This is a genomic window from Shewanella sp. SG44-2, assembly GCF_014164215.1.
GTDB lineage: Bacteria > Pseudomonadota > Gammaproteobacteria > Enterobacterales > Shewanellaceae > Shewanella > Shewanella frigidimarina.
This window is the reverse complement of record NZ_JACJEU010000010.1, coordinates 53945-68069: the sequence shown is the minus strand read 5'-3', so window position 1 is coordinate 68069 and position 14125 is coordinate 53945. Positions and strand designations below refer to the sequence as shown.

The window sequence follows — 14125 nt, the reverse complement described above, 5'->3', positions numbered from 1 at the left end:
GTTTCAATCCTCTTTGAAATCAGTTAACTCCGTTGTTTGCTTCGTTTTTTACTAAACTCGCGCGTTTGCAGCGCTAATGTCGTCGATGCGAACTCTTTCATTACCTTTCTATATACGTCGCGTTTAAAAGACACAACCTGACGAACAGGATACCAATAACTCACCCAACGCCAATCATCAAACTCAGGATGACCAGAAGAATTCAAGTTAATAGTATTATCGTGACCTTTCAATTGTAGTAAAAACCATTTCTGTTTTTGGCCAATGCAAACAGGTTTGCTTTCTTGGCGTACCAAACGCTTGGGTAACCGATAACGTAACCAAGATCGAGTGGATGTTAAAATTTGAACATGCTCAGGTCTTAGTCCCACTTCTTCGTAAAGTTCGCGATACATGGCTTCTTCTACTGATTCGCCATCATCTAACCCACCTTGTGGAAACTGCCATGAATGTTGGCCAAAACGTCTAGCCCACATAACTTGTCCAAATTTATTACAGATAATGATGCCCACATTTGCGCGAAAGCCGTCGCTATCAATCACATGGACTCCAAAAATAACAAATTTTATATCGTCTGATTGTTTCACAAAGCATGCCTATCGGCAAACCTCTATTTACTGTGGATAATTGAATAACAATGTTAATAAATCAAAATTATCAACAATTAAACCAAGCGACCCTGTGGATTATCCACAAAATCTGTGGATATCTCTGTTCGAAACTTTGGCAAAGCTTGATAACAGGCTAAAAACTAGCTGCCCTCCGTCTAAGGGAAACCACTTTTTACTACAACATATGTCAACAAAATCAATATTTTAAAAATAATTACAAACTAATATTATAGCAGAACGCCAATATTGTACAAAAAACAAACAGGCTTAATTAAGATAGCCAATCACTCATTTAGCAATTTAAGTTATACACAAATAACAAGGCTTATTTTAAATTAAACCCGTTAAAAAGCCGTTTTATTGCGTTGACTTGGTGTTTTTAATCAGTTAAAGACAGGTTTTATTACACTTATCCATTAAATCTGTGGATAAGTATGTGTGAAATGTAGGGGAAAAACGAGTGTAACTCGGGACAAGTATAATATAAAAACAACCATCAACAAAAAAGTATCTTTAAAACAACCAATTACAAAGGAATTCAATCAAATAACTTTAACCAACCAAAACATGGTTGTTTTTCAATCACATCTTAAATAACTAACTAAACTTGTTCTCAATGAATATTACTTGATAGCATAGACTGTTGATTTTGATCGTCTACTTAATTCATTTCCCCAGAGGTTAATACTCATTCATGGCTAAATCATCGCCCTTAGATCTAAACGAATTAATGCAAAGAGCGCACAATATGGCTGGTATTCGTTTAGCTGATATTGCGGCAGATAATCACATCATGGTGCCTGCAGATTTACGCCGAGACAAAGGCTGGGTAGGCCAACTTATTGAATCTGAATTAGGGGCTCTGGCAGGATCAAGACCAGAACAGGACTTTTTACATTTAGGGGTTGAGCTCAAAACGATCCCGATCGATCACAATGGCAAACCGCTTGAGACCACTTATGTCACAGTAGCGCCGCTGACAAACATTCAGGGTATGACTTGGGAAAACAGTTTGGTTTACCATAAATTACAGAGAGTGTTATGGGTACCCGTTGAAGGCGAACGGAGCATCCCTGTCGGTGAGCGTCGTATAGGCACGCCCATATTATGGCAACCAAACTCAACACAAGCCAGACAGTTACAACAAGATTGGGAAGAGATAATGGAGTTAATTGCACTAGGTAAAGTTGATAAAATTACTGCACGTCATGGTGAGGTACTGCAATTACGTCCAAAAGCAGCTAATAGCAAAACGCTTACTGAAAGCATCGCCGAAGACGGTAGCATCCAACTATCAAATCCCAGAGGTTTTTACCTTAAAATTGATTTTACTCAGCAGATATTAACCAATGCATTTTCATAACCTGTTGTTACATTACTTGGTATCTTGGGCCTGTAGATCATTAAGAGCAATTTTTAAGCAGTGCGTGGCAATGTTTTACAAGACAGAGCTTACGACATCCCGTGATACAACATGAGTAAGCAATAAGCAGGAGAAAGAAGCCACAGATATTGCCGAAGGATTCTGTTAACCGTAGTTTTGAATCTTTATTGAATAAATTGGTTACAAGCCATTAGCCTAACTGGAACTTCGTCTCTAACATTTATGCCACCTTGTTATATAAATAAAGAACCGTTTATCTCGAACAAACTTCAGCCACAAAAGTTCAACAAGCCCTACTAATGTTGAAAAAACTTTGCGTTAGTGCACATATTTCTTCACTTCTATTGATCTAAATCACAAATAAACTATCACAAGTAAGCAAATTTTCTATAGACTAGCCACCCTATATAATAAGTCATTTGGGCAACCACATCCTCCGTGAAAGCACGCCGTCAAACTCAAAAATTATTGTTCGCTATTTTTGCCTGGTGTGTAGCAATGGCTTCTTTCGTTTTTTTCCGCTACTCACAATCATCGCAACTACCTGAATGGGCAGTTGGCAATGCCGATCTCGCCACGCTTGCCATAATGATGGGGGTTGTATTTGGCGGCTTGCATTGGATGTCCAATCTCATTGCCGATTTTAGCGCCATCAGTCGTTTACCTTATTTATTTTCTGTGGTGTTTAAAGGATTGTTTTTGCTACTTGGGGCAACAACCCTGGCGTACGTGACACAATTTTTAAACATGTGGGCCATTGAGAACCACATGGTGACATTACGACAAATGCTCACAGTGCAGATTATTTATAGCCCATCGTTTCAAGCGCTAGTGGTTTATCTTGTTGTGGTCCGGGTAAGCTTAGCTTTTATTGAACAAATGTCGTTGTTGGTTGGTCCTAAAGTCTTGCTCAATATTGGCCTTGGCAAATATCACAAACCACGTTATGAGCAACAATTGTTCTTATTTATAGATATGGTCTCATCTACAGCTCATGCCGAAACCTTAGGCGATTATCGCTTTAGCCGCCTAATTCAAGACAGCTTTAGCATGTTAGCCGACACAGTGACCGATAATGAAGCAGAAATTTATCGTTACATGGGTGATGCCGTACTTATCCACTGGCCATTAGAGCAAGGTATTAAACAAGACCGTTGTATGAATATCTATTTCGAATTTTGCCAGCAATTGCAGTGGCAAAGGCAATATTTTGAACAACAATATGGTTTTGTACCAAAATTTAAAGCTGCGGCGCATTGTGGCCAAGTTGTAGCCGCGGTAGTCGGCGTACATAAGCAAGAGATTAGTTTCTTCAGTGATGTATTAAATACCTTGGCACGGCTACAAGACCAATGTAATCCGCTCGGTCAACGAATGTTGCTATCTGGAGATGTTGTGCATCGACTTGAGCAACAAAATAGTCAGTATGACCTGACTGACTTAGGCCCCATAATGCTTAAAGGTAAGAAACACCCAACTGAAGTGTATGGTGTTGCCCCAAGAAAATTGAATAACAGTTAAAACTGAGTTTAATTGAGGTTAGTTAAGCTCAATTTCAAACATAAACATGCCTGAAACTGCCAGTGTTACTCTACAGATAACAATAAGGCTATTGATACTTCAATAGCCTTATTAACGACAAAAATCGCACGTTTGATATTGTTGACCTGAAATAAACCATTCTATCGATCCATCCCACCTCTTATATCCCGAGCTGAGGCTAACTTGGTAACGATTGTGCTAGCAGCTTTTGTTGAATCGCTAAGCCTAAGGTTCTAAACGTTGAAATACGGCTGGTAGTTTGACGCCAAACTAAACCAATATCACGATAAGGAGCTTCACCAGGAGGATCCATTGCGACAAGATCGGTATCAGTTAAAATACCAGTATCGATCGCCATTTGGGGTAAAAATGTGGTGCCTAACTTGCTGTTAACCATCTGCACCAAGGTATGCAAACTGGTTGCCGCAAAAGGATTAATTTTGGCGCTATCACCCAGTTGACATGCGGTTATCGCGTGGCCGGTAATGCAATGTTCAGCTTGCAGTAAAAAGATACTTTCGTCTGGCATTTTTTGGTAGTCAATGGGCTGCAAGAATTGTTGCGATACCTCTTTATGCATCACCATTTTAAACGGATCAATGCCAACTTTCATGCTATGAAAACCACTTGTGTCGACAGGTAACGCTAATATCAATAAATCCAACTCACCTTTTGCTAAAGCATCCAATAGACGCTCAGTCGTGTCTTCTTTTAATAACAAACTGAGCTTGGGGTAGTCTTGCTGGCATAACTTAACCACTCTACTGAGTAAGAAAGGCGCAATAGTGGGAATGCAACCTAAACGAATTTCTCCGGTCATCGGTTCGCCTTGATTTTTAACCAATTCAACTAAGTCATCGACATTGGTTAAAATATTTCGAGCTCGCTCAACCACTTCTTCACCGATGGCAGTAAACATAAACGATTTATGATCACGTTCAATCAACTGATAGCCTAGTTGTTCTTCGAGATTTTGGATACCACTAGATAAAGTCGATTGACTCACAAAGCACATCTTAGCGGCACGATTGAAATTTTGCTCTTGATGTAAATGAACCAAATAATAAAGGTTCTTAAGGCTGGGAAGATTTTTCATATAAACGATTGCCCTTATCTAATTTAATTCAAATAGTGAATTAAATTAGTCAAAATAACAAGACATCGATAACCAATATTGAACAAACGACCATAAAAAATGCCTCTTTAATAAAGAGGCATTTCAACAAACCGATTGTAGGCATTAATCTAGTTGCTAATCTAACTGATCATGCAGCTAACGCTACACTCTACTCTACTGGTAATTAAGCTTTCGCTTCTAAGTAAACTTTCAGTTGTTGTAAATCTTGTGCAGCATGCTCAACGATTTCAGCAAGCCATACCTTATGTTCTGTTTCCCATTTAGCTTCTTCACCATGTTGTAATAACTGGGAAAATTGTTGAATGCGTTTAAGGCCAACAGATCCTGCTGCACCTTTAAATTTATGAGCTTCTGCACATAACGTTTCTTTATCATTTGCATCGCCAGCTTTCACTAAGCTACTGACATACTCAGGCATTAACTGCTCGAATAACACTACGCTTTTCAATAACGTTCCAGCACCAATGGCACTGATATATTGCTCAAGCGTATTGAGATCCAATATTGAGTCTAACTGCGTTGTGGCCATAAAGGCACCTCTATCAAAATCTAACTCTATAAAAATTATAAATATGATACCGAGTAAAATACCCTATGCAAGGCTTGCCAATATTTAGACGCTATTTAATGGTAAAAAGTCACATATTTACAACATAACTACTCAGCTGGTATTACCAATGTTTAAAAAATACTCATATTGGCAATGTTTCGCCCAATAAATAATGAATAGTCGTTATCAGCCTTATACTTCTTCGCAAAATCGTCCTTGACCATATTTAGTCAAATTATAATATGCCTACCCAAATACACTGCACTAGGCTGTTTTACTTTGGCTAAACATTAACGCACTGCCTTGCCCACCGTATTCTTTAAGTTCATCCACAATGGCTACTAAACCATCCCATCTATACGCACACCAATTAGGGGCGAGTAACATTGGTTTTTTGGCATAGGCAGTCACGCGATGAAAGATAATCTCTTTTGGGGTGTGACGAATAAGTTTTGCGGCCTCGGAGGCATACTCTTCAAGGCTCATTAACGGCATAGGATGATAGCGCCACTGTTTCGCCATAATACTGCCTTCTACAATATGCAAAGGGTGCAGTTTTAGTCCATCAACACCGATTCCTAATACGGTTTGTAAGCTATTAAAATAGTCAGCAGATGTTTCACCTGGCAAACCTAATATCAAATGGGTACACACCTTAATGCCTTTAGCGCGAGCTTTTTTAACGGTCTGGCGATATTCACACAATTGGTGACCACGATTAATCCGCTTTAACGTGTGATTATTGGCAGTTTGTAGGCCTAGTTCTAGCCACACCTCAATGCCTCGCTGTTGATACTCAACGAGTAAATCAAGTACTTCATCAGGCACACAGTCAGGACGAGTGCCTATATGAAGCCCAACAATATCGGCATCTTCAAGTGCTTGATCATACTTTTGCTTTAGCACTTTATACTCATCGTAGGTACTGGTGTAAGCTTGAAAATAAGCAATATATTTTGCAGTAGGAGTAGAGTTAACATTCACAGATGTTGTGCATTTTTTTGCAGATAGGGCGCGTACTTTCCCTTCAGTCAATTGCAGCGCAATAGGTTGTTCTCTGCCTTGTTCGCCACTAAATGAAGCGACATTACAAAAAGTACAACCGCCCACCCCTAACGTGCCATCTCGATTAGGGCAGGTAAATTGGGCATCTATAGTTAATTTTTTTATTCTTTGGCCATATAAACGTTTGCAATGCACCCCAAACGTATTAACGTAATCATCTAAACCCACAAGTTGCTCTCATCATCACCCCAAAGTCCGGCAGTGTAGTCAGGAGATAAGCACCTGTCTTGGTCCTAAATCAATAAAACGGGCTATCAATTCAAGCTAACGCTAAAGTTGTGCACAAACTCAAAAAACGTTTAAAACAATTTAAGTAATTTATACATTACTTAAAATGAATATTTAATCATTTAGAATAATTTTTTACCCAAAGACTGTATTTGAAATAAAATTCACTATTTTTATTTCAAAAATAATTCCTTGCTGTTGTTGCAAAAAGGTAAACAATTGTTTGAATATTTTCTAAAATTCTTTTTATTCAGAACGTTATAGGTGAAATACAACAGTTGACGTTAACGTCAAGTTGGTAGCTTATAACGTTTTTTTAGTAATAATATTTCAGTTTGTTGCATTTTTTTGGTTTGACCTTTATTCAATCTCAGTTTAATTTGAATGGTTCGGGTGCATATCTATGGATATTCTTCAAATTTACCCCGAGTCGTATCTAGTAGAGGTTTAGGGGGTTTTTTGTATGAGCTTGTATCATCCCAGTTTTGAGCGTGACAATTGCGGATTTGGTTTGATTGCACAAATGGACGGCGACGCAAGTCACCGCATTGTGCGTACCGCGATTCATGGTCTCGATCGAATGAAGCATCGTGGTGGTATTGCAGCTGACGGACGCACAGGTGATGGCTGTGGTCTATTAATGCAAATGCCTACAGATTTTTTTGAAGCTATTGCGGCAGAAAACGATTGGCATTTAAGCCGAAAATTTGCCGTAGGTATGCTATTTCTCAGCCAAGATGAACAACGCGCTGATGAAGCGAAGTTTATCTTAGAAAAAGAACTACAACGAGAAACACTCAGTGTCGCTGGCTGGCGTAAAGTACCTATTAATCCGGATGTCTTGGGGGAGATTGGTCGGGAAAGCTTGCCACAAATTTATCAAGTATTGATCAACGCGCCAGTAGGCTGGCGAGAAAAAGATCTCGAGCGTCGCCTATATATGGCTCGCCGCCGCCTTGAACAACAAATCACCGATGACAAAGACTTTTATGTCGCCAGTCTTTCTGGACAAGTCATTGTGTATAAAGGCTTAATGATGCCAGCAGATCTGCCATCATTTTACACTGACCTTGCAGACATTCGCTTGAAAAGTGCTATTTGTTTATTTCATCAGCGCTTTTCAACTAACACATCGCCAAAATGGCCATTAGCTCAACCGTTTCGTTACCTCGCTCATAACGGCGAAATCAATACCATTACCGGTAACCGCCAATGGGCAAGAGCGCGCGCCTATAAGTTTAATTCGCCTTTGCTACCAGATTTACAACAAGCGGCCCCTTTTGTTAACGAAACAGGTTCAGACTCGTCTTCTTTAGACAATATGCTCGAAATGTTGTTATCAGGCGGGATGGATTTATATCGAGCCATGCGATTGCTTATTCCACCAGCATGGCAATCAAATCCTGAAATGGATGACGAGTTAAAGGCCTTTTACGATTTTAACTCAATGCACATGGAGCCGTGGGACGGCCCTGCAGGCATTGTAATGACCAATGGCCGCCATGCTGCCTGTGCGGTAGATCGTAACGGTCTACGCCCTTCTCGTTACGTTATAACCAAGGATCGTATCCTCACCTTAGCGTCTGAAGTCGGTATTTGGGATTATTCCGCCGATGAAGTGATTGAAAAAGGCCGCGTTGGGCCCGGTGAGTTACTAGTACTCGATACCTTGAATGGTCGTTTGTATCATTCATTTGAAATTGATAATGACTTAAAGCGTCGCCATCCTTACAAAGAGTGGATGGCTAAAAACAGTCAGACATTGATCCCTGCTGAGGATATGGCTCCAACCAAACAAGGTTCAAGTGGTTTTGATAGTAAAACATTACTGCAATATCAAAAACAGTTTGGTTTTACCCGTGAAGAATTAGAACAAGTTATTTGGGTACTTGCGAGCAAAGGTGAAGAAGCCATTGGCTCAATGGGTGATGATACGCCTATGGCAGTATTGTCGAAAAAGTCGCGTTCACTATACGACTATTTCCGTCAAAAATTTGCTCAGGTAACCAACCCGCCTATTGATCCATTACGTGAAAAACACGTGATGTCGTTAGCCACTTGCGTCGGTCGCGAGCAAAATCTATTTAGCGAAACTACCGGTAATGCTTACCGAGTGATGTTCAATTCACCGATTTTGTTATTCAGTGATTTTAATCAGTTACTGGGATTAGACAGCACTAACTATCGCGCCAACACAGTTGATTTAAACTATGATGCCAATGAAACACTAGAGCAGGCTATTCGCCGTATTACCGACGAAGCTGAACGCTTAGCTCGCAGCGGCACAACATTGTTAGTATTGTCTGATCGTGCTGTAGCGAAAAGTGCTCAAGTTATCCCTGCCGCTATGGCTGTGGGTTCTGTGCAAACTCGATTAGTCGATAAAAGCCTACGTTGCGACACTAACATTATTGTTGAAACCGCTTCAGCACGCGATCCGCATCATTTTGCGGTATTAATTGGTTTTGGTGCCACGGCTATCTACCCTTACCTCGCCTATGAATCTATTTCAGCGATGGCAAAACTGCATCAAGTCGATGATGTAACCCATTTAATGCTTAACTTCCGTTACGGCATTGAAAAAGGCTTACGTAAAATCATGTCTAAAATGGGCATTAGTACCGTAGGTTCATATCGTTGTAGCCAACAATTTGAAGCTGTGGGTTTAGCCAGTGATGTGATTGAGTTATGTTTTAAAGGTGTGATAAGCCGTATTGAAGGTGTCAGTTTTAACCATATTGCCGATGACCAGAAAATACTCCATACCGCCGCCTATCGAGCCCATGTACCGTTACCACAAGGTGGTTTATTAAAGTATGTTGAAGGTGGTGAATATCACTGCTTTAATCCAGACGTGGTGAATACCTTACAAGCATCATTAAAAGACAAAAACTACGCTGAATACAAAAAGTTTACTCACTTAGTTGATGATCGCCCAGTGGCCACGTTACGTGATTTAATCGGCATTAAAGGTCAACTAAATGCCATTGAAATAGACACGGTCGAAGGCGCTGAAAAGCTTTACCCTCGCTTTGATAGCGCAGCCATGAGCATTGGTGCTTTAAGCCCTGAAGCTCATGAAGCGTTAGCGGTTGCGATGAACCGTCTTGGTGGACGTTCAAACTCAGGTGAAGGTGGCGAAGATGCACGTCGTTTCAATAGCGAACGTAACTCGGCCATCAAACAAATTGCATCGGGTCGCTTTGGCGTTACCGCGCATTACTTAGTTAACGCTGATGTGCTGCAAATTAAGGTAGCTCAAGGTGCAAAACCGGGTGAAGGTGGGCAATTACCTGGCCATAAAGTCAGTGTTGAAATCGCAGGACTTCGTCATGCTCGTCCAGGTGTGACCTTGATTTCACCGCCGCCGCACCACGATATTTACTCGATTGAAGATTTAGCTCAGCTGATTTTCGATTTAAAACAAATCAATCCAAAAGCCTTAGTGTCGGTCAAGCTAGTATCAGAACCCGGTGTTGGCACCATTGCAACCGGTGTTGCAAAAGCCTATGCCGATATGATCACCATATCAGGTTACGACGGCGGCACTGGCGCAAGCCCTATCACCTCGGTGAAATACGCCGGTTCTCCTTGGGAGCTTGGTTTAGCGGAAGTGCATCAGTCGCTAGTAGAAAATGGTTTACGTCATAAAATCCGCCTGCAAGTGGATGGCGGCTTAAAAACCGGTACCGACGTGATTAAAGCAGCGTTACTGGGCGCCGAAAGCTTTGGCTTTGGTACAGTGCCGATGATTGCACTTGGGTGTAAATACTTACGTATTTGTCATCTTAATAACTGCGCTACCGGTGTGGCAACTCAAGATAAAAACTTACGCGAAAACCATTATCACGGTTTACCTGAACGTGTCATGACCTACTTTGAATTTGTGGCTCAAGAAGTGCGTGAATGGATGGCTGCATTAGGGGTTACTCAATTCGAAGATTTAGTCGGACGGAGCGACTGGTTACATGCGCTTGAAGGTCAAACAGACAAGCAGCGTGGCTTAGATTTAGCACCAATTTTATATAAACCAAAAGTACAGGCAAACTCATCTCTGACTTGGAAAGAAATCAATCCGCCTTCAGATGTTGGCCAACTGAATCAAACCTTGTTAGCGGATTGTCGTAAAGCAGTTGAAACTGGCGAACCGTTTTCTTATCAATATCAAATCAATAATACCGATCGCTCGGTAGGCGCGACATTGTCAGGTTTTATCGCTACGACTGTTGGTGTAACGGGTGCAAAACAGCCGTTAACACTTGGTTTTAATGGCAGCGCGGGCCAAAGCTTTGGCGTATGGAACAGCCCAGGCCTTGAACTTAAGCTGTGCGGTGATGCTAATGATTATGTCGGCAAAGGCATGTCTGGCGGTAAGATCGTTATTCACCCACCTATTGGTAGCCCGTTCCAGAGTGAACGTAGTGCCATTATGGGTAATACCTGTTTATACGGTGCTACTGGCGGTAAGTTGTTTGCTGCAGGCCAAGCGGGCGAGCGATTTGCTGTGCGTAACTCTGGCGCTATCGCGGTCGTTGAAGGCAGTGGTGATAATTGTTGCGAATACATGACAAGCGGTATCGTGGTTATCCTAGGGAAAACTGGAGTCAACTTCGGTGCAGGCATGACGGGCGGATTTGCCTATGTATTTGACCAATTTGGTCGCTTTAATCGCCGAGTAAACACCGAAATGGTCGACACTCAAAAATTAGAATCTACCATCCACCAGCAACACTTAAAAGGCCTAATTGAAACTCACTATGCTGAAACCGGCAGTGAACATGCACATATGATTTTAAGTGACTTTGAAAACTGGTTGGATTGTTTCGTATTAGTTAAACCAAAGAATATTGCCGTTGCTGACCTGCTAAAAATTGAGCAGAAGAGTCCGGAATTAGTGGTAAAGGCGGGGTAATCATTATGAGCAATGACTTTCAATTTATAGAAGTGGGTCGAGCTGACCCCATTAAACATGAAGCGAAAAAACGTGCTACACAATTTATTGAAATTTATCAGCCGTTTACACAACCAGAAGTAAAGGAGCAAGCTGACCGCTGTCTTGACTGTGGTAACCCGTATTGCGAATGGAAATGCCCACTGCATAACTACATTCCAAACTGGTTAAAATTGGCTGAACAAGGTCGCATTATGGAAGCGGCGGACTTGGTACATGAAACCAACACTCTGCCAGAAATTTGTGGCCGAGTATGTCCTCAAGACCGTTTATGTGAAGGTGCTTGTACCTTAAATGATGACTTTGGTGCGGTCACTATTGGTAATGTTGAAAAATACATTACCGATACTGCGATTGCCCAAGGCTGGCGCCCAAACATGAAGGATGTGACGCCACGTAAGGAACGTGTTGCCATTATTGGAGCGGGTCCTGCGGGTCTTGGCTGTGCTGATGTGTTGGCTCGTAATGGTGTGCAAGCCGTGGTGTATGATAAATACCCACAAATTGGTGGTTTGCTTACTTACGGCATCCCATCATTCAAACTTGATAAAGATGTTATGGCAACCCGCCGTTCTGTGCTTGAAGGCATGGGCATTCAATTCAAAATGGGTGTCACTGTCGGCAAGGATGTGAGTTTTCAAAGCCTGTTAGACGAGTACGATTCAGTCTTCCTTGGTATGGGTACTTACACGGCCATGAAAGCTAAACTGCCTAATGAAGACGCTGAAGGCGTTATTCAAGCGCTGCCGTATCTTATTGGCAATACTCATCACATTATGGGTACTCAAGACGACGCTACCCCTTATCTAAGCCTTGAGGGTAAAGATGTGGTGGTATTAGGCGGCGGTGATACGGCAATGGATTGTGTGCGCACAGCCATTCGTCAAGGTGCTAAGAGTGTGACATGTGCTTATCGTCGTGACGAAGCCAACATGCCGGGCTCTCGCCGTGAAGTGCAAAATGCGCGCGAAGAAGGCGTTAACTTCTTATTTAATCGTCAACCCGTGGCAATTAAAGCTGAAAACGGTCAAATCGTTGGGATTGAATGCGTTGAAACCAAAATGGGAGAAGCTGATGCCAGTGGACGTCAACGCGCTGAAATCATTGCTGGTAGTGAGCAAGTGTTAGCAACCGATGCGCTGATTATAGCCTTTGGTTTCCAAGCTAGTCCTGCTGCTTGGTTTAGTGATTTTGGTATTGAAACCAACGAATGGGGATTAGTTAAAGCCAAGAAAACCGACGACAATCCATTCCAAACCACTAACCCGAAAGTGTTTGCTGGTGGTGATATGGTGCGAGGTTCTGACCTAGTGGTAACGGCTATAGCAGAAGGTAGAGATGCAGCATTAGGCATTTTAAACTATTTAGACTAACAGCTAGCCATAATAACGCTAAAAGCAGGCTAAAGGTAAGCAGACCTTTAGCCTGCCTATAGTCTAATAATAAAAGCTGGAATACCGAGTTTGCTTGTGAATTTTCGCGTATCTTTTGATGCGCATTTTTTTATCTTTTTTTCGCACGATGAGTCACAATCAAAAACCACTACTAGGATTATCTTTTGGTCACGGCTTTTTAGTTGAACTCACTAAAAAATAGCTGAAAATATTATCTTTTAATTGTGGATGCTCATCTGAAAACTTCACCCCAATATTCAATACACCTTCAATGTTTTGAACTTTAACCATGCTACCCGTTAAAATCCCTGAAAGATCAGTGTTAATCGAGATAGCCACATGTATCTCTTCGCCTTGTTCAATACTCACCGTTTTGGCGTCTACCGTAAGCAAACAGCCAGTAGAAGAAAAGTCGAGCATTTTTGCACTGATTTTATTGTCATTGTGCATAATAAACACATCTTGCTCGATATTAACTCGCAACTGATCTCTGACTTTTTTCTTGATGATAGTTTTAGGCACGCTAATGCACAGCATTCTAATAGGTTGATTAACCACAGAAAATATGGTTGTTTTAAAAGCAACAATGTCTTTAAAACCGCTATTCGTCATCGCCCTTACCACAATTTCAGCGTTCACCAGCATATGCTGATAAGCCTCAGAAAAACCTTTATTGGGATACTCAATCAAGATAAACCGCCCAACCTGATAACCAATTAAGCTCGAACGTGACTGCACTGTTTTACCATTGGCAAAATGAATTTCAACGAACAATTCCATACCAATGTCAATTAGGCGAAGATCAGCATACAACGAAGCACTTACTGGCGTTGTCATTGGTTATTTACCATCGTGTTACTCATCATAATGGACCTCATTTCTATTAATCTATCGACTCCAATAACACTTAATAACATTAACATATCAGGTTTAGTTTAGTAGTCACTAGCGTAGTGCTAATCCTACCTAACCTCAATCCTGAATAATCGATGCAAAAATAATTAGCGGCCAGCTTATTTCAAGACTGGCTTATTTCGAGACTGCAATTGCAAATTTGGCATGTGTTTTATTAACATCACATATTGGCACATCAATCGTTAATCTACGGTAAGTCCATACAACGCAGGTAACAACACGAAGGGTTATTTGAGAGGCGTTTGTCATTCCGAGTATCGGTTACTTATACCAAACAGTGATATTTAATACTGACTATTGTATATCAACAAGGCACCAGGCTCATATCTTTAGCATTAAAGTATAAT

At 41.2% G+C, this 14125-nt stretch carries 9 protein-coding genes; 4 read left to right on the top strand and 5 right to left on the bottom strand.

What is annotated here, in order from left to right; all coding sequences use genetic code 11:
* Nucleotides 1-23: 23 nt before the first annotated feature.
* On the bottom strand, nucleotides 24-542 hold the full coding sequence (gene rppH / locus H5181_RS10030; protein WP_011638393.1) for an RNA pyrophosphohydrolase: 519 nt from the start codon (nucleotides 540-542) through the stop codon (nucleotides 24-26).
* 763 nt (nucleotides 543-1305) lie between these two features.
* Between rppH and mutH the strand changes: the two genes are divergently transcribed.
* A complete protein-coding gene (gene mutH / locus H5181_RS10025) occupies nucleotides 1306-1974 on the top strand; it encodes a DNA mismatch repair endonuclease MutH (RefSeq protein WP_182750939.1) in 669 nt (222 codons plus the stop codon).
* Nucleotides 1975-2493: 519 nt separating this feature from the next.
* Complete coding sequence (locus H5181_RS10020; protein ID WP_220491689.1) at nucleotides 2494-3516, top strand: adenylate/guanylate cyclase domain-containing protein; 1023 nt, start codon at nucleotides 2494-2496, stop codon at nucleotides 3514-3516.
* A gap of 199 nt (nucleotides 3517-3715) precedes the next feature.
* On the opposite strand, the gene oxyR is transcribed toward H5181_RS10020, so the two are convergent.
* From oxyR to H5181_RS10005, 3 genes are all read right to left on the bottom strand, one after another.
* Nucleotides 3716-4633 (bottom strand): hydrogen peroxide-inducible genes transcriptional activator OxyR, encoded by a 918-nt coding sequence (gene oxyR / locus H5181_RS10015; RefSeq protein WP_011638396.1) that lies wholly within the window; start codon nucleotides 4631-4633, stop codon nucleotides 3716-3718.
* A gap of 205 nt (nucleotides 4634-4838) precedes the next feature.
* Nucleotides 4839-5204: an Hpt domain-containing protein gene (locus H5181_RS10010; RefSeq protein WP_011638397.1), complete on the bottom strand. Its 366-nt coding sequence runs from the start codon at nucleotides 5202-5204 to the stop codon at nucleotides 4839-4841.
* 285 nt (nucleotides 5205-5489) lie between these two features.
* Complete coding sequence (locus tag H5181_RS10005; RefSeq protein WP_011638398.1) at nucleotides 5490-6458, bottom strand: TIGR01212 family radical SAM protein; 969 nt, start codon at nucleotides 6456-6458, stop codon at nucleotides 5490-5492.
* A 523-nt stretch (nucleotides 6459-6981) separates the two neighbouring features.
* Between H5181_RS10005 and gltB the strand changes: the two genes are divergently transcribed.
* Both gltB and H5181_RS09995 read left to right on the top strand, forming a co-directional pair.
* On the top strand, nucleotides 6982-11430 hold the full coding sequence (gene gltB, locus H5181_RS10000; protein WP_182750938.1) for a glutamate synthase large subunit: 4449 nt from the start codon (nucleotides 6982-6984) through the stop codon (nucleotides 11428-11430).
* 5 nt (nucleotides 11431-11435) lie between these two features.
* Nucleotides 11436-12842, top strand: coding sequence for an FAD-dependent oxidoreductase (locus tag H5181_RS09995; protein ID WP_182750937.1), 1407 nt, complete (start codon nucleotides 11436-11438; stop codon nucleotides 12840-12842).
* Nucleotides 12843-13031: 189 nt separating this feature from the next.
* Here H5181_RS09995 and H5181_RS09990 read toward each other — a convergent pair whose 3' ends face one another.
* Nucleotides 13032-13700: a flagellar brake protein gene (locus H5181_RS09990; protein ID WP_182750936.1), complete on the bottom strand. Its 669-nt coding sequence runs from the start codon at nucleotides 13698-13700 to the stop codon at nucleotides 13032-13034.
* Nucleotides 13701-14125: the final 425 nt, after the last annotated feature.

Bases quoted from the DNA above. Each gene is read 5' to 3' on its own strand.
- mutH (WP_182750939.1), top strand. From the start codon at position 1,306: ATGGCTAAATCATCGCCCTTAGATCTAAACGAATTAATGCAAAGAGCG.
- H5181_RS10020 (WP_220491689.1), top strand. From the start codon at position 2,494: ATGGCTTCTTTCGTTTTTTTCCGCTACTCACAATCATCGCAACTACCT.
- oxyR (WP_011638396.1), bottom strand. From the start codon at position 4,633: ATGAAAAATCTTCCCAGCCTTAAGAACCTTTATTATTTGGTTCATTTA.
- H5181_RS10010 (WP_011638397.1), bottom strand. From the start codon at position 5,204: ATGGCCACAACGCAGTTAGACTCAATATTGGATCTCAATACGCTTGAG.
- gltB (WP_182750938.1), top strand. From the start codon at position 6,982: ATGAGCTTGTATCATCCCAGTTTTGAGCGTGACAATTGCGGATTTGGT.
- H5181_RS09995 (WP_182750937.1), top strand. From the start codon at position 11,436: ATGAGCAATGACTTTCAATTTATAGAAGTGGGTCGAGCTGACCCCATT.
- H5181_RS09990 (WP_182750936.1), bottom strand. From the start codon at position 13,700: ATGACAACGCCAGTAAGTGCTTCGTTGTATGCTGATCTTCGCCTAATT.